This is a genomic window from Bacillus sp. FSL H8-0545 (assembly GCF_038006105.1).
Lineage (GTDB): Bacteria > Bacillota > Bacilli > Bacillales > Bacillaceae_G > Bacillus_A > Bacillus_A cereus_U.
In genome coordinates this window covers 2375383-2397990 of the sequence record NZ_JBBOUO010000001.1, presented here as the reverse complement: position 1 = coordinate 2397990, position 22608 = coordinate 2375383, and the positions used below count along the sequence as shown (strand labels likewise).

The following is a 22608-nucleotide window of genomic DNA, read 5'->3' as shown; positions in this document are numbered from 1 at the left end:
CTGCTGATTATAGAGCTTTTGAGTCAAAAGGGGATTAAATAAAATGGAGAAGATACTAAGAAATAAATATTTTCATATGTACGTTAAAATAATAGGTATTACTATTATTATTTGTAGTGTGGAAGTGCTATTTATTAATGTTACGTACGGGAATGTATTAAATGTACAATGGTTAAATAAGAAATTAGGTTCTTTCGGTGAATATGGGGCAATTCTAGCTGCATCATCATGGTTCTTACGTCATATATGGTTATTTTTAAAGAAGAAAAACATGCACGGATTTAAAATAATTAAAGAGCTATATCTTTTTATAAAACGGTTTCACATACTAATTGGTTACACTGTAATAGCTGTTGCGGCTACTCACGGTGTTTACTTTTTAATAAAAGGAAGTCGTCATATAATACTAATATACAGTGGTATATTTTCTCTTTTAACCTTAATAGCATTAGGGGTTGCAGGATTTGGTTTACAGAAATCTAATCAGAAAACAAAATTGAAGATGTATCGAAAAGTACATCAATTCATTGCGGTTTTATTCGGAATAGGATTACTTATTCATTTAATCGTATAGGAGGAAGTATCGTTGCAACATATACTAATTATTGAAGATGAGGAAAGCTTAGCAGATTTTTTAGAATTAGAATTAAAGTATGAAGGATATATAGTAGATATACAACTTGATGGAAGAAAGGGATTAGAAGCAGCACTTGAAAAGAATTACGATCTCATATTACTTGATTTAATGTTACCAGGATTAAACGGACTGGAAGTATGTCGTCGACTAAGAGCAACTAAAAGTACACCTATTATCATGTTGACTGCTCGTGATAGTATTATGGACCGTGTGACAGGGTTAGATAGTGGAGCTGATGATTATCTTCCAAAACCGTTTGCGATTGAAGAACTTTTAGCACGTATGAGAGTGATTTTTAGGAGAGAAGAAAATACAGAGCAAAAGCACGCATCATTTCTTTCGTTTAAAGATTTACAGCTTCAGATTGAATCTCGAACTATAACTAAAGGAAATGAAGAAATTGAACTTACAAATAAAGAATTCGAGCTACTGCTTATGTTTATGAAAAATATTAATCGAGTTCTTACCCGTGATATTTTACTGGACCAAGTATGGGGATATGATGCAATGGTTGAGACAAATATAGTCGATGTATATGTTCGTTATCTACGTAATAAGTTACATAGTTTAGATAAGGAGGAGTATATCCAAACAGTCCGCGGTGCTGGATATATAATGAAATGATAAAAAACATTATGTACCGAATTAGAAATTTGCCTATAAAGTGGAAATTAACACTTTGGTCCACTACACTAGTATTCATTTTGTTTATTTTATATAGCGCGTTACAATTTGTTGTAATTAATAAGTGGACTATAGATTATGAACAGAAACAAATAAATAGACAAGTGACAGAAATAGCGGCATATTTTCAAGATAAAAATGATACGCTCTCGAGCAAAACATTTGAAAACAGTAATGAATTTCTTAACAACATGATTGATAAACATCAAATGATTCGTATTATCGGAAATGATGGAAAACCCATTGTTACTGTTTCGCGAGATTTTAATGAATCGTGGATAGAACCAAAAAATGTTACACAAGATGAAGCATTTATAAAAAGACATATAGAAGATCGAATATTAGTTGAGCGCATACCAATTCAAACAAAAAAATTCACGGGAACTATTGAACTTACGAAAAACTTAGAGACATTTGATCATTTATTAAAAATTATCTTAGTGGTAATGGTCTTTGCAGGGATATGTGGATTAGTGTTTAGTTTTTTAGGCGGGATACTTATAACGAAAAAGCTTTTATCAAGTGTCCAAAACATAACGGATACGATGAAGCGTATTAAGAAAAACGGACTAAATGAAAGAGTTCCAGTACGAGAAAATAATGATGAACTCGCAAAATTATCGATTCTTTTTAATGAAATGATGGATGAAGTAGAAACTTCTTTTACACAGCAAAAACAGTTTGTAGAAGACGCATCGCATGAATTAAGAACACCATTAACAATTATTCAAGGGCACTTATCAATGCTGAATCGATGGGGGAAAAATGATTCAGCATTATTGGATAAATCTCTTCAATCCAGTCTAAAAGAAGTAGATCGATTAAATAAATTAGTTTCAGAATTGCTAGAGCTATCAAGAGCTGAATCAGACCAGATGCATCCAATAGCAGCCGAACGAGTCCATGTTAATAGCGTATTAAAACAAGTTACACAAAACTTTGCAGTACTGCAACCTGACGTTCAATTTGATATGAAATTAGATGCAGATGAAGCGTATGTTTCAATACCACCATCTTACTTAGAACAAATTAGTATTATTGTAATGGATAATGCAGTGAAATATACAAAAGAAGCTAATAAGTATATTTGTATTGAATCAAGTATACAGTCGGGGAAAATTAATATTCGCATAATAGATCATGGAACGGGAATACCTGAATCGGATTTACCATTTGTTCTTAACCGTTTTTATAGAGTCGATAAAGCGAGAAGTCGAAAACAAGGTGGCAATGGGCTAGGTCTATCTATTGCAAAACGGCTTGTAGAAAAATATAACGGAACTATTCAATTAGAGAGTAAAGAAAATGAAGGAACAGTTGTTACGATTACATTTCCTTATGCTACCCATTGATAGTTGAAGGTGGAAAATTCTTTTTGTAAGAGTTATTTAAAAGGAGGAATACATGATGTATTTCCTCTTTTTTTAATGTTTAGTAATCAAAATATTTTATTTATTTCGATATTTTCGATACATTAATAATATAAAGGGGGATTATTAATGAAAGCTATTGTACATCAACATAAAAATGGAATAGAAGGTTTAAAATATAAATTATCACCTGAGATAACACCTAATGTTGGGGAAGTTAAAGTGAGATTAAAAGCAGCAGGTTTAAATCATCGCGACTTATTTATAATGAATAATAGGAAAGAAATGGAACTACCATTAGTTTTAGGGTCAGATGGTGCAGGTATTGTTATAGAACTAGGAGAAGGAGTTTCAAATATTTCACTACATACCGAGGTTATTATTAACCCTAGTATTGGATGGAATAATACTCATGAAATACCAGAGTTACCTGAAGTACTAGGTGGACCAGCCGATGGAACGTTTGCCGAATATGTTATTGTGCCAGCTGAAAATGTAGTGAAAAAGCCATCCTATCTTACGTGGGAAGAATCTGGTGTGTTATCTTTATCGGCATTAACTGCATATAAAGCGCTTTTTACAAAAGGTAGATTAAAATCTGAAGAACATGTCCTAATTCCGGGGATTGGCGGTGGTGTAGCTACTTATGCTATGTTATTTGCTAAAGCAATTGGAGCAAAGGTGAGTGTTACTTCAAGGATAGAGGACAAAAGAAAGGCTGCTGAAAAATATGGAGCAGACTTTTCTTTTAATAGTTCTGGTAATTGGGAAGAGTGCCTACATGGAGAAAAAGTGGATTTAATTATAGATAGTATAGGTCCGGCGACTTTCTTAAAATATTTTGATATATTAAAACCAAATGGAAGAATCGTTAACTTTGGTGCAAGTTCAGGAGATAAAATCGAATTACCGTTACGAGCATTATTTTATAATCAAATTGATATTATGGGAACATCAATGGGAAGCCGTGAAGAATTTAATGAGATGGTTCATTTTATAGAGAAACATAATATTAAACCAATTATTGATAAAGTATATCCATTAGAAGAAGCAATCCAAGCTTTAAATCGAATGCAGCAAGGAGAACAATTCGGTAATATTGCCCTTCGTATGGAATAAGAATATGATTTCGTAACTAATATATTTGAATGAATATGTTATGTATTATATCCATGCATAGAGTGTTCACCATGCTATTTAAAATGGTTTACAACCTTTATACATATTTAGCTCGTGTAAATAGTTACACCATTGTCAAATGAATAGTAGCAAAATGAGAATTAGATGAGAAAAGTTTAAGCCCATTTTCATTTTGATGTTGTATGCTGTGTAAATCAAGAACACTTGTATCTTTATTTAAAGTACAATGAGAAAAAATAAGGAGAGAGTAATATGAATTACACAGTATTTCAATGGATTAATAATTTTGCTGGATCATCCAAGCTATTAGATACGCTAATGATTGCTATTACAAATAGTGCTGCATATGTAGCTATTCTATTTATGCTTATCCTATGGTTCAATAATGGAAAGAAAGAAAATGCAATCCGAAAACAATATACGGTGTTATACACGACACTTTCAGTTAGTATTGCATTATTAGTAAATGTTCTTATACATGCGGTATATTATCATCCGCGTCCTTTTATTACACATCATGTCAATCAATTAGTACCGCATGCAGCAGATTCATCATTTGTAAGTGATCATTCTGTACTTGTATTTTCGATTGCTTTCGTATTTATTCTAAGAGGAGAAAAACTTAAATATATCGCGCTTATATGGGCAATATTAGTCGGTGTATCACGCATGTACGTAGGTGTTCATTATCCTCTAGATATACTTGGGGCTGCGTTCTTAACATTTATTACAAGTGGATTAGTAATACAAAGCACACGTATACTTGAACCGTTAGCTAGTTTAATTTTCAAAATGTATGCACTAGTAGCAAAACGAGTTCCTTTTTTAGCAAAATATAATCATATAGCTTAATCGTAAGAACCTACAAAAAGTAGGTTCTTTTTATTTGAACATTCTTAAATTTCACTTACCGTATTTTATATTAAAAAATACAAAATAAATAAAAAACAAACAGCAACAGAGCTGGTTTTCTTATTGTTATAGAGGAATTAGTAAAAAAACTTCGAAAAAGATAGTATCTAATATAATAAAGAACATATTTAGTAGCACATCTTTGCATTAATACATTGGAAAAGAAAGGAGATAAGTATGCATAAACTTCAAACGAATAAAGGCGCTCGATATATGATGATTGCTTTTATTGTTTTGTTTCTTACTATGCTTTTACGTATATTTTATATTCAAGCAGTAGGAGTCGTGCATAATGTTAATGTAAAAGATCTTGCGAATGAACAACAAAACAAAAATGGAGTTCTTGAAGCAAATCGCGGGACAATTTATGATCAAAACGGTAAAGTATTAGTCCAAGACTCAACGACATATCGCATCGTTGTAAACTTAAAAGGAAAAGATAAATTAAAAGATAAAGAAGATACTGCACAACGTTTAGCAGATGCGCTTGAAGTTGATAAAGAGGAGATCATGAAAAATTTTCATGAAGGACGTACGCAAGTTGAAATTGGTAAAATTGGACGTAACTTATCTAGAGAAGCGAAGGAAGAAATTAATAATTTGAAAATACCAGGTGTATCGTTTACAACAGAAAAAGCCAGAGTATACCCAAATGAAGACTTCGCCTCGTATATACTTGGTTTTGCAAGACCAGATGATAAAGGTAATGCGGAGGGGAAGTTTGGGCTTGAAGAAAGTTTGGATAAATATTTACGCTCTACAAACGGAAATGTAGAATATGTAGGTTCACGAAGAGGTATCCCACTTACAAATGATATAGGAAAAATAGAACCTGCTAAAAATGGAAATAACGTATATCTTACGCTTGATAAACAAATTAATAGTTTTTTAGAAGACGCGATGAACAAAGCGGAGCAACACTATGATCCTTCTATGTTAGTAGGAATCATTGCAGATCCAAAAACAGGTAAAATTTTAGCAATGTCTAGTAAGCCTAGTTATAATCCTAATCAGGGAGACATTGAATATTTTTTAAATGATCCAATTGCGAACGCATTCGAACCAGGGTCTACAATGAAAGTTTTTACATTAGCTGCTGCAATTAATGAAGGTGTATATAACGGGAAAGAATATTTCCAATCAGGAAAATACACAGTTGGTTCAGCAGAAATTAAAGATCATAATGGCGGATATGGATGGGGCTCAATTACATTTGATGAAGGGTTTGAACGGTCATCTAACGTTGCTTTTTCTATTTTAGAAGACCAGTTACTGAAACCAAATAAATTCAAGCAATATATGAATAAATTTGGTTTCAATCAAAAAACAGGGATAGATTTGCCTGGAGAAAGTAAAAATACATTATTGTTAAATACTCAAATTCAACAAGTTACTACTTCTTTCGGCCAAGGCTCAACTGTAACTCCTATTCAAATCGTACAAGCGGCCACAGCTATAGCAAATGACGGGAAAATGATGCAACCTTATATTGTTGATAAGGTTGTAAATCCAACAAATAAGCAAGTTATTATGGAAAATCAACCTAAAGAAATAGGGAATCCGATTAAAAAAGAAACTGCAGATAAGGTAAGGAACTTAATGGAACGTGTTATAACATCATCTAAAGGAACGGGAACGATGTATAAAATTGATGGTTATCCGATTGGTGGTAAAACAGGGACAGCGCAAATTCCGAATCCTGAAAATGGACGATATATGGAAGGGAAAGATAATTATATTTTTTCATTCTTAGGAATGGCTCCAATTGATGATCCGCAATTAGTCGTATATTTAGCCATTAAGCAACCTAAATTAAAGGGGAATGAATACGGCGCTCAGCCTCTTGCCGAAATTTTTAAACCAGTTATGAAAAATAGTCTAGAATATTTAAAAGTGAAACCATATACAGAAAAACAAATGGCAGATGCAACAAAGCAATCTGAAATAAAAGTACAAAATCATGTAAATCAAACGATGGATACGGTGAAAAATATTGCAGAAAAAGCGAAACTTCAGCCGGTATTATTAGGAGAAGGAAAGATAATAAAACAATATCCACAAACTGGCGAGGTAATGAGTGAAGGAGATCGCATATTTCTAGTGGGAAATAATGTGAAAATGCCTAACCTAAAAGGTTGGTCAATGCGTGATGTTATGTATTTCTCTAAGTTGTTGAAATTAGATTTAAAAACAACAGGTACAGGGTATGTAACGAGTCAAAGCATTGAAAATGGACAATATATACAAGAAGGTGATGCTTTAAAACTAGATTTGGAACCGCCTCTAGAACCATTAGCAGAAGCGAGTACAAATTAATATCGAATTTGTAAGAGCCTATAGTATAAATAGGCTCTTTTTGTTAGAGTTACAAGCAATTTCACGCACCGTATTTTTTTTAATAAATAAAAAATCAAGTTACAAAATTATAAAGGATGTTCACTTTCTTAAAAAACTGATTATTCTTTTTAATTATTTACAATATAAAACCTATATGATAATATGGATAAAATTACATGCGATGATGAGAAGAGTAAATAAAATGAATTTTTCACAGAGAGCTCCATTTAGCTGAAAAGGAGCAAAAATTCTTTATTGAATCAAGCCTCTGAGCAGCACATCGGAACCTTTAATAAGGGGATGGTGTGACGGGAGCTCCCGTTATAGAGCTAAGGTATAAGCTTTATGCAGTACCTGATAAGGTTAATATGGCGACATATTAACAAACTAGGGTGGCACCGCGATGATAAATCTCGTCCCTAAGACTTTAAGTCTTGGGGGTGGGATTTTTTTATTGGTTTAAAACAATTTAGAAAGCGGGTGCCTAAAGTGAAAAAATTACTTAAAGATTGGAAATATCCTTTATTACTACTGTCCGGAGTCGGTATTGCAAATTTAGGTGCATGGATTTACTTAATAGCACTTAATGTACTTGTCTATAATATGGGCGGCTCAGCTTTAGCGGTTGCTGCTTTATATGTGATTAAACCATTAGCTGCTTTATTTACAAACGCTTGGTCGGGAAGTATGATAGATCGTTTAAACAAACGGAAGTTAATGATTCACCTTGATATATACCGCGCAGTATTTATCGTCATTTTACCTTTGCTTCCATCTCTTTGGATTATCTATCTTTTAGTATTCTTTATTAGCATGGCTAGTGCGATTTATGAGCCAACTGCTATGACATATATGACGAAATTAATTCCAGTAGAGCAAAGACAACGTTTCAACTCACTACGTAGTTTAATAGGATCTGGTGCATTTTTAATTGGTCCAGCGGTAGCGGGGATATTATTAATAATTGGCACACCAGAGTTTGCAATATATATGAATGCTATAGCATTTCTGCTATCAGGGTTCATTACATTACTTTTACCTAATCTTGATAAAAAAGACGATTCTAATACATCCAATGATAAATTGTCACTAACTGTATTAAAGAAAGATTGGAACATAGTTTTAAATTTTAGTAAAAAATCTATGTATATTGTTTGTGTTTACTTCTTATTTCAAGGGATGATGGTCTTAGCTACCGCTATTGATTCGCTTGAACTATCGTTTGCAAAAGAAGTTTTATTGTTAACAGATAGTGAGTATGGCTTCCTAGTTAGTATCGCTGGAGCGGGTTTTATTTTAGGAGCCATAACAAATACAATTTTATCAAAAAAATTAGCACCTTCATTTCTAATTGGGATAGGATCATTATTCATTGCAATCGGATATTTGATTTATGCTTTTTCAAGTGGGTTTTTAATAGCTGCTATCGGATTCTTTGTTTTATCTTTCTCTATGGCATATGCAAATACAGGATTTTACACATTTTATCAAAATAACGTTCCGGTTCATATGATGGGACGAATCGGGAGTATATACGGACTCGTTATAGCTGTTTTAACAATTTTTATAACGATTCTGTTCGGAGTTGCAACTCAATTCACTTCTATACAACTTGTAGTCATTGTAGGAGTATTTGTAATGCTACTTATTACTATCATATTGTGCGTGTTTACTTTATTACCATCGCAGTCTAAGGTATATTCCGCTGAATCAATAACATCGAAATAGTTCCCTTAGTTTTCATTTGAAACTTAGGGGGTTGAATAGGAGGGTTCTTTCCCCTATATATGGAAAAATAATAAGGGGAAAGAACAATATCGATAAACAAGGGTGGTTATTATGATAAAAACAAAAGATCAAATAGAGAAAATTGCAAAAGAAATACATCGGAATATAGATTTTTCTGGGGTAGTCTTAATAAAAAAAGATGATGATATTATCTATGAAAATTCATTTGGATATGCTAACCGAAGTGAATGTATAAACAATACACTACAAACAAGATTCGGAATTGCCTCAGGATGTAAATTGTTCACTGCTATCAGTATCTGTCAACTTGTTGAAAGAGGTGTAATTACTTTTCATACAAAGTTAAAAGATTGTCTACATATTAAATTCCCAAACTTTAATGAAGATATTACAATACATCAACTTTTAACGCATAGTTCGGGTATTCCAGATTATTTTGATGAAAGTATCATGGATAACTTTGAAGATCTTTGGAAACAGACCCCTATGTATCTTTTAAAAAGTTTAAAAGACTTTTTACCCTTATTCCAAAACAATACTATGATGTTTACACCAGGAAGTAAGTTTTACTATAACAATGCAGGTTTTATTATACTTGGATTAATTATAGAACAACAGACAGGACTTGAATTTACGGAATATATAGAAAGAAATATATTTGTTCCAGTTGGCATGAATGATTCAGGCTATTTCTCTTTAGATAATTTGCCAAAACATACAGCTCTCGGATATATAAAGGATGTAAATAGTCAAAAATGGAGAACAAATGCATACTCTATCCCCATAAAAGGAGGTTCTGATGGCGGTGCTTATATTACTGCACCAGACATGGTGAAATTTTGGGAAGCTCTATTTAACAACGAAATATTAAGCCACGAATATACGAAGTTACTTTTAACTCCTCATATTTTGGTGAATAATAGCCAGTCTTACGGTTATGGAATATGGATTGAGAAAAGACAAGAAAATATTTTTAAATATCATGTAATGGGATATGATCCAGGCGTGAGTTTTCGTTCGGCCGTATACCCGGACTTAGGAATTACATTAGTTATTCCATCAAATAAAGGGGCAGGACCCGAAAAATTCATGGTAGAAATAGAAGGAGTTTTTTAATTACATGGATATAAAAATTAGAGCATATAAAAAACGATGAAATAGGCTGGATATGTTGCAGTATGTTATCTTTTTTAGATACAGCATATTATGACAATGTACTTAGAGGGAAAGAAAAATATGAAAATCCCGCAAATGAAGGTTTCTCTTTAATGAATTTACAATAATATAAAGATGCATTATTCCGTATGACAAAACTAACCTGCGAAAAGTCCTATAGAATAATTAAGATAAAGGGATGTGTTAGCGATTTGCATATGATTAACGATAGTTTATTTATTATTTTTGGGGTTATCTGTTATTTATTTGTCCGAAGTATATTAATTGGGTTCAAAAATAAAAAGCATGTGAATTGGTGGAAAGAATTAATTAGTTTTCTATTTGCAGTATACATTTGTATGGTTGTTGCAGTAACCTTATTCCCTTTACCAATCGGGTTTCCTTCTAGTGTTGAAAATCTTAATCGGTCAATCAATATTATTCCTTTTGCATCAATTATTAAAGATATCGGTCAAATAGGGAGTGCTTATGATGGTGATGTCCTATTTATGATTGGTCTAATCGTAAGAAATGTAGGCGGGAATGTTTTATTATTAATGCCTTTAGGGTTTTTAGCACCACTTATATGGAATAAATTCAACAAAGTTAAAAATACTATTTTATTAGGTTTTATCATATCGGTTAGTATAGAATTGTTACAATTAATCGAGTCATTAGTTAGTGGATGGGGACGTATTACCGATATTGATGATGTAATCTGTAACGTTCTAGGTTCTATAATTGGATATTCCATTTATAAAATCACTTTAAAATTAGCTGCTACATTTAACATTCAAGTATTAGATAAAACTAACTCTAAAGGTATAGAATTTATTGATAAATAAAAGTTTAAACCAGTTTAGGAATATACTAATAAAGCTACTAAAGACGTACGAGTAGAAAGTACGTCTTTTTACTTTTATAAATAATGCTTAAGGCTAATGGGAAATCACATTCCATATTTTACAAATTAAAGTAGCTATCGTATTTCATGTATGGTATGAACAGAGGCGAATATAATTTTCAAAGGTAAACAAGTATATAGGAGGACTCTAAATGGATATTCTATTTGTTATTCTTATAATTGTATTAATGCAAGGTAAGGAATACAAAGTGAATATTAATCGTATTTGGCTCATTCCGGCTTTGCTGTGCTTTGTAACAATCCAGTCCATTATTCATATGGGACAATTAAATATATTGCACGTACTATTATTCGTTGCAATGCTCGGAATTGGATTGGGTCTTGGAGTTATTAGAGGAAAAGCTTTAACATTTCGATTAGATAGTGAAACAGGTCATGTATTACGAAAAGGAAATTGGTTAAGTACAATTATTCTCCTTGTTATTTTAGGTGCAAAGGTTTTGATTAAGCAAAGTATGTTTCCTGGCAGTACTCACCACATATTAATGGTTGTAACGAATGCCTTTTTATGTATCACATTAGGTACCGTAATTAGTAGACGCTATTATATTTGGAAAAAATATAATGAATTAACACAAACAGCGTAAATACATTCGTCCCTTGTTTAACAACGCTGTGAACGGTAATACTAAATAATATTGAACTTTTACAACAAGGGATGATAATATGATATTCATTTACACGGATTTCGGCGGAACGCATACAACCTCGCTAGCTGCAGCTTATCATTTAAATAAATTACCAACTGATCGGAAGTTAACGAAAGAAGAAATTTTAAATGTAGAGTACTTTAATAAATTGAAAACAGAAGATATGGGGAAAATTATTTTTCATGGACAAGATGAATATGGGAATCCTGTATATACAATTGGATGCGGGGCATCAAAGGTCGTTGTACCTGCCATGAAGCATTTAGGAGAAATTCTGCAAAAACATTATCAAAACAATGATAAGATTATTTTTTCTAATACATCACCAACAGTTCCATTGCCAATGACTTTAGGCGGTTTGTTTTCTAGAAGATTTCATATTGATTTTATTGGTGTACCGTTACTCGTATGGGGAGCAAAAATTTGCTGTGATAACATCCAGCGTCTCGTCAGTTATACGAAAGAAGCGGGGCGAATGACGAATGATTATGTTGTTATTTTAGATAACGAAACATTTAAGTAATGTAATGTTAAAAGAAGGCCGGAAAATTTTGTGGTTTTCTTTTTTTTTGATAAATAGACAAAAAACATTCACATTTATTATCCATCTACTATAGCCAAAATAATAAAGTCCTGTTACTATTACAGGGGATATTCTCTTTTCGTAAGATAAATATATAGAAAAGTCAGAAAAGAGGAACAGAATAAGGGAGGAACAACATGAAGCGTGTTGCTTGGTTTACTGATAGTACAACTGCGAGTTTTACAACAGATGGTGATAACTTTGTTATCCCAATTGAAGTTATTATTGATGGAGTGTCTTATAAGGATTGTGAAGAAGGAGTTCATAAACGTCTTTATGAAGCGTTAAATGATGGAAGAACAGTTACTACTTCGCAACCTAACATAGGGGAAATGGTAGAATTATTTACTAAATGCAAAGAAGAATATGAAGAAGGCTTTGCAGTTGCTATTAGCGGAAAAGTAAGTGGGACTTATCAAAATATGAAGCTAGCTGCTGATATGGCAGGTTTCCCTTTAACTGTATTAGATAGTGAAACGACAAGTTATCCAATGGATGAACTTTTGAGAAAAGCTAAAACGTTATACAATGATGGTATGACTTTACAAGATATACATAAAACATTAGTAGATGAAAAAAGAAGGCCCTTTTATGTATTTCCAAAAAGCTTAAAAGGTTTATATGCAAGTGGTCGTGTAAAGGGAGTTCAATTTTTACTTGGAAGTTTATTAAGTGTCAACTTAATCTTAGAAGTAAAAGGCGGAGAACTTTTACTTGAAAAGAAAGTGCGTAAAATCCAAAAATGTAGAGACTACATTAAAAATGAGCTTGAAAAAGAATTACCAAAAGTACTTCATATGTTCTATGCTAACGATAAAGATGGAGCTGAAGAATGGATTTCAGATATTAAACAAGCATTCCCTGAAATGGATTTCAAGCTTTATCCATTGCCAATTTCATTTGCTGTTCATGCAGGTGAAGGTACAATAGCAATTAGTTATTAAGAGTAAAACCCGTGAATAATTCGCGGGTTTTTTATTTTTTTCTATAACAAATATAAAGTATTCATTGAATCTACCCCATACTAAAGATAATTATGTATAGATAGATAAAAGGATTTTCTATGATTAGAAAAGAAGTATTTATAAACAAATATTAAAATGGTAGTGATATTATGAAAATCGGTAAATTTGGAGAAAAAAATAATTTAAGTATAGATACGATTAGACATTATATGGATCTCGGGCTAATTATCCCCGAAAAGAAGGGGGGCCATTATTTTTTTGATGAGTATTGTCAAAAAGATATAGAGCTTATATTAGAGTACAAATGGCTAGGATTTAGTTTGAATGAAATTAAAGAACTTTTTCTTTATAAAAGTTTAGCAAAATCTATGAATTACGAAAAAGATACTTTTTACCAATCTTTATTTAAATTGAAATATGAAAAGATGGAACATGAAATAAAAATTTTAAAGGAAAGAAGAGATAAATTAAAGGCAGCGTTAAATGATTTATCTATAACAACGGAGATTTCTAATTCAATTTTAGGGATAGATTTAAAGGTACTTAATTTTCTTACATGTTTTAAGTGTAGCGGAAATTTAATTCTTCAAGATGGAATTATTAATAGCAATCAAATTATGGAGGGGAAATTAACTTGTAATTGCGGCGAAGAGTATGTTATTACTTCAGGGATTTTAACAGCAGGTAAATCGTTTGAAACGTCTGACAGGGCTTCTTTTGAAGATCCGATTTCAGATTATATCCATGAAACTGATTCTTCTTATTTGGAGAATATACATAGAGCAGGAGAATGGGCGAAAAAGAAATTAAAACAACTAGATTTAAATGACAAGGTACTGCTTGATATAGGATCGGGTTTTGGATTCTTTTTACGAAATATTTATGAAGAGCTGCCAGAAGATTGCTTATATATTGCTGTTGATCGAGATTTGAATAAACTTCTATTTTTAAAAGATGTAATTGAAAGAAGAAACTCCACAAGAAACATTCTTTTTATTTGCGCTGATTTTTTAAGTATACCTATTCAGAACCATTCTGTTGATATTGTAATTGATCAGTCTGGTACAAGTAATTACAGTTTTGAGAATGAAATCTTTTTGCTGCATGAATTAAATTCCCTTTTAAAACCTGATTGTTATTTATTAAGTTCATTTATTTTATTTAAAAATTTCAGCATAAATAGCCAAATTACAACTAGATTTCGAGATAATTTTACGTCTTCAAAAGTGAAGAGAGAAATCCAAAAGCTACAGTTTAATTCCATAGATGAAAGAACTTCAGAATATATAGAACGAGGAGGAAAATACGAGGATTTCTTTGTTCAAGGAGAAGAAATTTATACATATTCATTTTTCGGAAAAAGATGGGGTTAACCCCATCTTTTTTAATTTTTCTTTTAAAAGTTTTTAATACTAGCATATTGATATTGGGTTGACCCGAGAACTTACACTGTACGTAATACAAAGTTAAGCGGGAGGGAAAAGTTATGGAGAGTTTACGAATACAGTTACAGAATGAAAAAAGCAACCAAGAACTAAAAAATATTTGTCTCTATGTAATTGGGAAAACAATATCAATATTTGGTAGCTCTATTTATAGTTTCGCATTAGGATTATATGTTTTAAAAATAACCGGATCAGCATTAAATTTCGCAATTACACTCATTTTAGGAACGATTCCAATGATTGTTATGAATCCATTTGCCGGCGTAATCGCAGATAAGGTTGATAAAAAGAAACTAGTTGTTTGTATGGATCTACTAAATGGAGGCTTATTAATTGCTGTCTATATATTAAGCAGCAATTATGGACTAAACTTATTCATCATTTATGCTACTACCTTTCTTATGTCGGTATTTACAACATTCTTTGGAATAGGATTAGAAGCCGCAAAACCAAATATCGTGTCTAAAGAGAGATTAATGAGTATTAACTCTATAAGTAAAATTATCGATTCTGTATCTTTAATTCTCGGTCCTATGTTAGGGGGCATCGTTTTTGCTGTATTAGATATAAAAACTTTTATAATTATAAATGGTATTTCATTTATTCTTTCGGGCATATCCATATTGTTTATTCACTTTAAATTGTTCGAGTACAACATAAATGAGGAATGTTCAAAAAGAGAAATTAATTTTATTAAAGATATAAAAGAGGGGTTTTCTTACTTAATTGAAAGGGAAAGCTTAAAAAATACGTTTCGTATTTTAACTTCACTTAATTTCTTCCTAGGTTTTGCTGTAATCGTTCCATTACCGTACATAATAAACACAGTTCTCAATCTTAGTTCGAAGCAATTTGGCATAATTCATGGGACTTTTCCAGTAGGAATGATAGTTGGTGCAATATTAGTAAAAAAGATAACTGATTGTTTTTCTTATTCCTATCTTTTGAAAAAATCAAGTTTTATGTTGGCAATTTTTATGATAATTTCAGGGATTCCAGTTTTATTCAACAGTATTGAAGTAGATAATTTTGTATACGTTACTATGTATTGCATTATTATGTTCTTTTTAGGACTAATGATAGCACTAATTGATATTCCTTTAGCTTATTTCATGCAAAAAGAGATTCCTGATGAATATAGGGGAAGAGTACTCAGTATTGGATTAAGTATAGGTAAAATGATGATGCCTATAGCAATGGCATTATCAGGTCTATTATTAAATTATATTCCAGCCTACATGCTTCCAATTGCAGGAGGGATAGTATTTCTTATTTTGAATAAGGCTTACTCAAATAAGTTGAATTTAGAAATTCATTCAACAGATTATAGTGTTTAACGTAACTAAATGATATTGTTAAATGTTTAAAAAGCACAGGATCATTATCCTGTGCTTTTCTATCGTAATTCAGCTGTCTTTCTAATAACAATCTTATCAATATCATCTTCTTCATCACCAATAAATAACCCGCGCTCTTTTAAATATGTTTCGAAGTATAAATCTGCTTCTGCACGTTCATCATATGGTTTTACAGATAGAACGAAACCTAATTTATTTTGCTCCTCTAAATGAGAAGTGGAGATGTAAGCCGGTACATTGTGGCGTAAAAAGAGCTCTTTAACCGGAATAATCATATCTTTCATTAATTTCGTTAACATACCCATTTCAAACTCAAAATTAAAGCGATCTATACTAGATAAATCCGCGAATACTACACCAATAAAACCTGTATTAAATACTTCTTGATATTCTACTTCTTCGTTACCGTAAAAATTCTTTTCGATTAAATAATTTATAAAGTAAGCAAACCCATCACTTTGTTCAAACGGTTTTGTTGAAAGAACAAAGCCGATTTTCTTTTGTTTATGTAAATACACACATGACATGTATGCGGAGATATTATGTTCTTTAAATAATGCACTCGTTGCCCCAGATAGACCATCTAGTACGTGATGAACAATTTGAAGTTTTTTACGAGCGAAATAATAGGATTTCTTTTGTAACTCCAATGTATCAATAAAGACAGAGCCGATAAAGCCTGTATTTGAAATAATAGGTGTTTGCTTTTTTCTTCCTCTGCGCTTTGCTTGAGCCATTGTTAAAATCATCCCTTCATGTACAAATAAATCAAAAAGAACGTTTGTTCGTATATTTATATTTTACTATTAAAACGCTCTAAAGTAAAGGGTTTTTGATGAAAAAACAATAAAAAAGACACCTGTAAAAGGTGTCTTAAACGCTGTAGGGAATAGGGTTCATCCCGATTATTTATATTATGATACAGAAACAATCTCTTCTGTATCTTCTACATCTAAATGACAGTCCATAGTACGAACATCTTGATCTTCATGACTTCCGAAATAAATAGTAATTTTCATATGTATCGCTCCTTTATTCTAGGAATACCTAAAATAATTACTAGTAATGTTAATATTTATTATATACCACTTTTTTCATTCCGACAATGTTATATCATTTTTAATTCTTATTATGCTACATCGTGTGATATAAAGGGGTTAAAAAGGGGGATATCATTGATTAAGTGAAATTTCTTATATGTTATATTTAATATAGGAGTTATTAAATTATTACTTTCTATGAAAGGAGCACGATTGATGAATTATCAAAAGTTACTTATAGATAATTTTACATATAAAACTACATATGTTGCTCGACATGTGCAAGGAATGAGTGTAAAGAAAACGAAGGATTATATTGCCGTTAACTGTGGTTTACCTACAGATACATTTAATATTATTACTTTATTAAACAACAACTTAACGGAAGGAAACGAGGAATTATGTGCGGAGATAGAATACTTTAATCAAAAAGGGTTCCCCATGAGTGTTTGGTGTTGGGATGCAAAGCGAGAGAATACACTTAAGAACGAGTTACTAAAACTTAGATTAATAGAAGCAGAAAATAATATTGCAATGGTTGCAGATTTACAAACAATTCTTCCTACAATAGACATACCAGCAGGTTTTACAATACAAAAAGCAACTTCGCCGGTACAAATACAAAAATTTGGCGAAACATTAGCGGCTTTATTCGGTACATCAGCGGAAGGCTCTAATGTTCAATCATACTATAATCAAATTTCTTCTTTAGATTTATGGAATAGCGATGACACGAAACTATACTTAGGTCTTTATAAAGGTGAGGTAGTATCTGTTGGCTCTTTAGTATGTACGAAAGATAGTGTCGGTATTTATGATATTGCGACTAAAGAAGAAATGAGAGGACAAGGATTCGGCTCTACTATGTTTAATTTCTTACTGCAAGAAGCTAAACAACTAAAAAATACGTATTGCGTATTACAAGCTTCACCTGATGGAATAAATATTTATAAAAAATCAGGCTTTCAAGTTGTAGGACAAATGACTGTTTTTGAAAATCGGCATTTATTTGAGTAAATCATCCAAGTCAAATTGTTTTAAATATAGGAGTTAACATACCGTTATGAAAAAAACATCTATAATTACAATCATTTGTTTCTTCACAGTAATAAGCATCTTTGTTTTTCAACAAGTAAATGAACATAATTATATAAAAGCTACTAATCAATCAAATCATATAAAAAACATTGCGCATAGAGGTGCTTCTGCATATGCACCAGAACATACAATAGTGGCTTATACATTAGGACAACAATTAAAAGGTGACTATATAGAAGTAGATCTCCAAATGACAAAAGATGGACATTTAATAGCTATGCATGATGAAACATTAAACCGTACAACAAACGGTATGGGATTAGTTAAAGAACATACATTAGAAGAAATAAAGAAACTAAATGCAGGATCTTTTTTCAATAAAAAGAATTCCAATTTAGCAAAGGAAGAATTTGAAGGTGCTAAAGTTCCAACACTAGAAGAAATTATTGAAACGTTTGGACATAATGCTAACTATTATATCGAAACAAAATCGCCAGATGAATATCCTGGAATGGAAGAAAAACTATTAGAAATTATTAATCACTACCAAATAAATGATAAAGTTATTATTCAATCATTTAGTGAAGAAAGTCTGCGAAAGATTCATAATTTAAATGCCAATATACCGCTAGTACAATTATTATCATATAAAAAAGCAGTTCAATTAACAGAATCAGAAATAAAAAAGTATAAAACATACTGCATAGGTCTTGGTATGAATTACAAATATATTGATGCAGCCTACGTAAAAAAAATAAAGAATTATGGATTAGAAGTTCATCCATTTACAGTAGATAATGAAAAAGATATGAAAAAGTTAATTTCTTGGGGCGTCGACGGGATGTTTACTAATTATCCAGATCGTTTGGATACACTTATGCCTTAAAGAAACAGAAATAAAAGGAATCCAAAAGTAATCTGTACCCTTTGTAAAGGACATTTTTAAAAAAGTTAGGCAACATCAAGAAGATGATTTCTGTATCCAACAGGAGTCATCTTTTTTAAATTCCATTGATATCTATAGTGATTATAGTACGTCATATATTTCTTAATCTCTTGTTTCAACTCAGTAAAAGACTCGCAAGGTTTTATATGTGCTTCATCTTTCAGATGACCAAAAAATGATTCTTGTGGAGCGTTATCCCAACAGTTCCCTCTTCTTGACATAGATTGTCCGAGCTTTAGCTTTTTGACTAATTTTTGGTAGGTAGGGCTTGTGTAGTGGGCTCCTTGATCTGAATGAATATATGCACCTTCAGTCAATCGAATCTTCTTATTCCGTTTTAGTTTATGAAGAGTTGTTATTACGAGGTCTAATGTCATCTGTTCTGAAACATGGTAAGCTAAAATTTCATTGGTTGATCCATCTAAAATTGTAGATAAATAAGCTCTTTTATTCTTACCGTAAACTAAATAAGTGATATCTGTAAGAAGCGTTTTTCCTGGGGTGTTTTGTTTAAATTCTCGATTTAATTGATTCGGCACTACTCGATGTTCTTTTGAAGCTTTCAGCATTCTTTTATAAGGATTTGCTTTCCGAATCGGACAGACAATCTCATATTTTTTCATGATTCTACGGATACGCTTTAAATTGTAGACAACTTGAAAATGACCCACCAATGTCATTTTTATTTGACGAGCCCCTTTCTTTCGATTTCTAAATCGAAGTGCTTTTAATATGATTTCTTTCACGATTTCATCTTGATTGTTCTTTTGTTTCCGTTGTTCTTGAGATGAAATGGAAAAATAATTATAGTATCCCGAACGGGATACACCAGCTACTTTACACAAATAACTCACCATATTTCTTAAGTTATATTTTATGATGACAGAACGAATCAGGATATATTTCTGACTAGGTGATAACGTTATTTCCTTCTCATCCTCCCTTCCATAAGTTTGATCTTTTTTAACAATTCATTTTCTGCCTTTAGTAAGTTCCGTTCGGCTTCTAAACGAGCATACTTCTCTTCTAACGTAAGCTCTCTCTCAAGAGTTCTTCCCGCGTTTTGGGTGCGTGTATCTCGCAAACCAAATACACCATTTTTTCTGTAAGCAGCACGCCACCTACTTCCTGATGACATAATTCGTTTCATTCCAATCATATCTATATCAAAACCACATTCTTCAAAAATATTTCGAGGTAGTTTTCCTTTCTCATTTTCCTCAATAAAAATACGCTTAAATTCATCTGTATAAGTGATACCTTTCTGACTTACAGATTTTATGTAGGGGTTATTTGATAGAATTTGAATGTCTCTTTCTGTAAATAGCTTTTTTGTCATTTTGAACTTTCTCCGATCCCAATTTTCTCTCATTATACAAGAAATACCCTATAGAATAGACTTTTTTTTCAGTGTCTATTCTATAGGGTACATTTTAAAGCTTGGATTCCTTTTATTTTTCTTCCATTCCATGTCCTTAGTGCAAAAACAAAATATTCAATTCACTATATAGAATATCAAAATAAATTAGAAATTAACCAAAATGCAATTAATTTTTCCTTTGTTTTTTATATTTTTTTGATACACTGACTACGAGAGGAATACCGATTAACGTCGGTAAAAACCAAAACCATATAGGCGGCAGTAAATTAATAATGGGAATATGAATTCCGATGTTTACTAAAAGTGCGGTAACGGCACCGATATAGGAGCCTAACATACCTCTAATATGGTGATGAATCCAATTTTTCCAACGCTTTTTTCCTGCAAGATAGCCATAAATCGCAAATGAATAAGAGAAAATTGCTACATAAAATAAATATGCGATTTTATCCCAATTTATAATAGACAATATAATTGCAGTAAGAGTTATTACAACATAGGATGCATGATATATTTCGCCCCATTCCGTATGTTTCCCTTTCTTTTTTTGAGCAAGCATAGCTACAATTCCCGTAATTAAACATATGGTTCCAAATAATATGTGAATGGTCAAAAGAATATTGAAAATGCTCATAATAATTCCTCCTTTTTATTTTTATAGTATTGCAGTATAGGAGAAAAGTTGAATAACATTGTTAGTTCGACTTAATATATTGAAATAAGGGTATCTTTTGTGCAAGCGCTAAAGATTGACGGTGATTCTTATAAAGAACTCATTTTATTAGGACACGAGATGAGATTGTGGTAAATAAGATATAACAAAAATCCTCTTTACATTAAAGAGGATTTTTGTTATTCCATCAACTCACTAATCAATTCACTTAATATGTAAATACCTTGAGTAAATTGTTCAGGGGAAGCATAGCCATACGATAAACGAATGTACTGATCTGATTTCTCTTCATAAATTCGTCCCGGATTTAAAAGAATTCCCTTTGATAATGCTTCTGAAAACAGTTTTTCCATCGGAATGTTAGGTATCACCCTTAGCCATATAAAAAATCCGCCGCTAAGAATATCCCACGTGGCAATATCTGCACAATACTTATTTAAGGCTTGTATCATTATTCGTCTTCGCTCTTTTAGGTGAATCCTTACGTTTGCTACGTGCTCCTCATAAAAACCTTTGATTAACCATTCTGCAGCAACTCTTTGAGATAAAGAACTTGATCCATAGTCATATAGAAGTTACTTTGAGTATTATATATTTAGGTGTGTTCCCGACAGTACTTCCATATATTACATTAGCATATATTACATCTCATTCCAGTGCTTCTGAAGCAACAAGTTCTTTATATTTAACACCAGTAGCTGCATGTATTATCGCTTGGATATGGTTAGGTGAGGTGCCAACTTTTGTTTCGATAGTTGGAGGGGTAATTACTATATTAGGGGTTATAATTACTCATTTAACATTTAAAAAAGATAATTATAAAAAAATCGAGAGCGGAAAATATCTATAATAAATAGCATTAGAATTAGATGAAAAAGAATTTATTCGAGACTTTATAAAAATAATGCTATAAGGTGCTGTCGAAAAAGGGAATCATTTCACTCCGTTGAATATAAAAGATAAATTCTTTTTTAAAGGAGCTTAAAATAGTGAACGTCCAATTAAAAATTGTTACGAGAGAAAATTGGGAAGACGCATTGAAATTACAAGTTAAAGAAAATCAAATGCAATTTGTTCCGGCAGTGGCAGTATCACTTGCTAAAGTATACATAAAACCAGATGGTGAAAATGTCGAATATGTTCCATTCGCTATATATGATGGCGACCTTATAGTTGGTTTTATTATGCACGCTTATGTACGAGAATCAACAGATATGTATTGGATTAACGGATTTATCATTGATGAAAAAGAGCAAGGAAAAGGATATGGAAAAGCAGCATTAAAGGAACTCATTAACTTAATAAAAAATAACTTTAAAGAGTGTGAGGAAATTAGATTAACTGTCCATAAAGATAATATTTCTGCAAAGAAACTATATGAAGGTTATGGTTTTAAACCATTAGGAAATGTATATGACGGTGAGGAAGTATATCGCTTATTGTTGTTGAAATAAAGATGTACTGTTTTGAATAAAGTTATATCGTGTATTTATAGTGAAAAGGAAAAGAACATCTAGAATTGAAAGATCGATTAAGAAACTGTTTAGAAACAATAAGTTGTTCCGTTAAAGGGTCCTATTGCGGAGAAGTGATTTTACTAAATCATATAAATTATTGTAA

20 protein-coding genes, 3 pseudogenes and 1 other annotated feature are annotated in these 22608 nt (G+C 31.6%); of the genes and pseudogenes, 19 read left to right on the top strand and 4 right to left on the bottom strand.

Annotated elements, in window-relative coordinates; genetic code table 11:
• Window positions 1–43: 43 nt before the first annotated feature.
• The 14 genes from MHI07_RS12475 (at window position 44) to MHI07_RS12410 (ending at window position 15889) form a co-directional block, all read left to right on the top strand.
• A complete protein-coding gene (locus MHI07_RS12475; RefSeq protein ID WP_078182372.1) occupies window positions 44–574 on the top strand; it encodes a hypothetical protein in 531 nt (176 codons plus the stop codon).
• 12 nt (window positions 575–586) lie between these two features.
• On the top strand, window positions 587–1261 hold the full coding sequence (locus MHI07_RS12470; RefSeq protein ID WP_002141982.1) for a response regulator transcription factor: 675 nt from the start codon (window positions 587–589) through the stop codon (window positions 1259–1261).
• Complete coding sequence (locus MHI07_RS12465) at window positions 1258–2673, top strand: HAMP domain-containing histidine kinase (protein ID WP_340824075.1); 1416 nt, start codon at window positions 1258–1260, stop codon at window positions 2671–2673. The genes MHI07_RS12470 and MHI07_RS12465 overlap by 4 nt, the downstream gene beginning before the upstream one ends.
• 147 nt (window positions 2674–2820) lie before the next feature.
• Window positions 2821–3810 carry a zinc-binding dehydrogenase gene (locus MHI07_RS12460; RefSeq protein ID WP_215581917.1) on the top strand — a complete coding sequence of 330 codons (990 nt, stop codon included), beginning with the start codon at window positions 2821–2823 and terminating at the stop codon, window positions 3808–3810.
• Window positions 3811–4083: 273 nt separating this feature from the next.
• Entirely contained in the window at window positions 4084–4683 is a 600-nt protein-coding gene (locus MHI07_RS12455; protein WP_002110185.1) for an undecaprenyl-diphosphatase, read from the top strand.
• A gap of 237 nt (window positions 4684–4920) precedes the next feature.
• Complete coding sequence (locus tag MHI07_RS12450; protein ID WP_340824071.1) at window positions 4921–7059, top strand: penicillin-binding protein; 2139 nt, start codon at window positions 4921–4923, stop codon at window positions 7057–7059.
• Between the two features lie 193 nt (window positions 7060–7252).
• Window positions 7253–7504 (top strand) — a binding site (T-box leader).
• Between the two features lie 65 nt (window positions 7505–7569).
• Window positions 7570–8808 (top strand): MFS transporter, encoded by a 1239-nt coding sequence (locus MHI07_RS12445; protein ID WP_340824068.1) that lies wholly within the window; start codon window positions 7570–7572, stop codon window positions 8806–8808.
• A gap of 111 nt (window positions 8809–8919) precedes the next feature.
• Window positions 8920–9945: a serine hydrolase domain-containing protein gene (locus tag MHI07_RS12440; protein ID WP_340824066.1), complete on the top strand. Its 1026-nt coding sequence runs from the start codon at window positions 8920–8922 to the stop codon at window positions 9943–9945.
• Window positions 9946–10202: 257 nt separating this feature from the next.
• Complete coding sequence (locus MHI07_RS12435) at window positions 10203–10829, top strand: VanZ family protein (protein ID WP_445661750.1); 627 nt, start codon at window positions 10203–10205, stop codon at window positions 10827–10829.
• Between the two features lie 211 nt (window positions 10830–11040).
• The gene (locus MHI07_RS12430) at window positions 11041–11496 is read left to right on the top strand and encodes a DUF1453 family protein (protein ID WP_215581909.1); all 456 of its coding nucleotides are present in this window, start codon (window positions 11041–11043) and stop codon (window positions 11494–11496) included.
• 79 nt (window positions 11497–11575) lie between these two features.
• Window positions 11576–12082 carry a DUF3189 family protein gene (locus MHI07_RS12425; RefSeq protein ID WP_002110178.1) on the top strand — a complete coding sequence of 169 codons (507 nt, stop codon included), beginning with the start codon at window positions 11576–11578 and terminating at the stop codon, window positions 12080–12082.
• Between the two features lie 197 nt (window positions 12083–12279).
• On the top strand, window positions 12280–13086 hold the full coding sequence (locus MHI07_RS12420) for a DegV family protein (RefSeq protein WP_002110177.1): 807 nt from the start codon (window positions 12280–12282) through the stop codon (window positions 13084–13086).
• Between the two features lie 170 nt (window positions 13087–13256).
• Entirely contained in the window at window positions 13257–14480 is a 1224-nt protein-coding gene (locus MHI07_RS12415; RefSeq protein WP_340824060.1) for a methyltransferase domain-containing protein, read from the top strand.
• A 113-nt stretch (window positions 14481–14593) separates the two neighbouring features.
• Window positions 14594–15889, top strand: a complete 1296-nt coding sequence (locus MHI07_RS12410) for an MFS transporter (RefSeq protein WP_340824058.1) — start codon at window positions 14594–14596, stop codon at window positions 15887–15889.
• 59 nt (window positions 15890–15948) lie between these two features.
• Here the strand turns inward: MHI07_RS12410 and MHI07_RS12405 are convergent, their stop codons facing one another.
• Window positions 15949–16647 carry a hypothetical protein gene (locus MHI07_RS12405; RefSeq protein WP_016104985.1) on the bottom strand — a complete coding sequence of 233 codons (699 nt, stop codon included), beginning with the start codon at window positions 16645–16647 and terminating at the stop codon, window positions 15949–15951.
• 519 nt (window positions 16648–17166) lie between these two features.
• On the opposite strand from MHI07_RS12405, the gene MHI07_RS12400 reads away from it, so the two are divergent.
• Window positions 17167–17967, top strand: a complete 801-nt coding sequence (locus MHI07_RS12400) for a GNAT family N-acetyltransferase (protein ID WP_340824055.1) — start codon at window positions 17167–17169, stop codon at window positions 17965–17967.
• Between the two features lie 46 nt (window positions 17968–18013).
• Window positions 18014–18874 (top strand): glycerophosphodiester phosphodiesterase, encoded by an 861-nt coding sequence (locus tag MHI07_RS12395; protein ID WP_002161612.1) that lies wholly within the window; start codon window positions 18014–18016, stop codon window positions 18872–18874.
• A gap of 65 nt (window positions 18875–18939) precedes the next feature.
• Here the strand turns inward: MHI07_RS12395 and MHI07_RS12390 are convergent.
• Both MHI07_RS12390 and MHI07_RS12385 read right to left on the bottom strand, forming a co-directional pair.
• A protein-coding gene (locus MHI07_RS12390) for an IS3 family transposase (protein ID WP_215579587.1) occupies window positions 18940–20273 on the bottom strand; the annotation gives its coding sequence in 2 pieces (ribosomal slippage) (window positions 18940–19886 and window positions 19886–20273; 1335 coding nt in all).
• A gap of 208 nt (window positions 20274–20481) precedes the next feature.
• Entirely contained in the window at window positions 20482–20949 is a 468-nt protein-coding gene (locus MHI07_RS12385) for a DUF2306 domain-containing protein (RefSeq protein WP_002161613.1), read from the bottom strand.
• Window positions 20950–21045: 96 nt separating this feature from the next.
• Here MHI07_RS12385 and MHI07_RS12380 point away from each other — a divergent pair.
• A pseudogene (locus MHI07_RS12380) lies at window positions 21046–21123 on the top strand (DUF4269 domain-containing protein); the annotation flags it as partial.
• Between the two features lie 44 nt (window positions 21124–21167).
• Here MHI07_RS12380 and MHI07_RS12375 read toward each other — a convergent pair.
• A pseudogene (locus MHI07_RS12375) lies at window positions 21168–21554 on the bottom strand (aminotransferase class I/II-fold pyridoxal phosphate-dependent enzyme); the annotation flags it as partial.
• Between the two features lie 2 nt (window positions 21555–21556).
• On the opposite strand from MHI07_RS12375, the pseudogene MHI07_RS12370 reads away from it, so the two are divergent.
• Both MHI07_RS12370 and MHI07_RS12365 read left to right on the top strand, forming a co-directional pair.
• Window positions 21557–21838, top strand: a pseudogene (locus MHI07_RS12370) (EamA family transporter); the annotation flags it as partial.
• A gap of 139 nt (window positions 21839–21977) precedes the next feature.
• A complete protein-coding gene (locus tag MHI07_RS12365; protein ID WP_215581903.1) occupies window positions 21978–22442 on the top strand; it encodes a GNAT family N-acetyltransferase in 465 nt (154 codons plus the stop codon).
• Window positions 22443–22608: the final 166 nt, after the last annotated feature.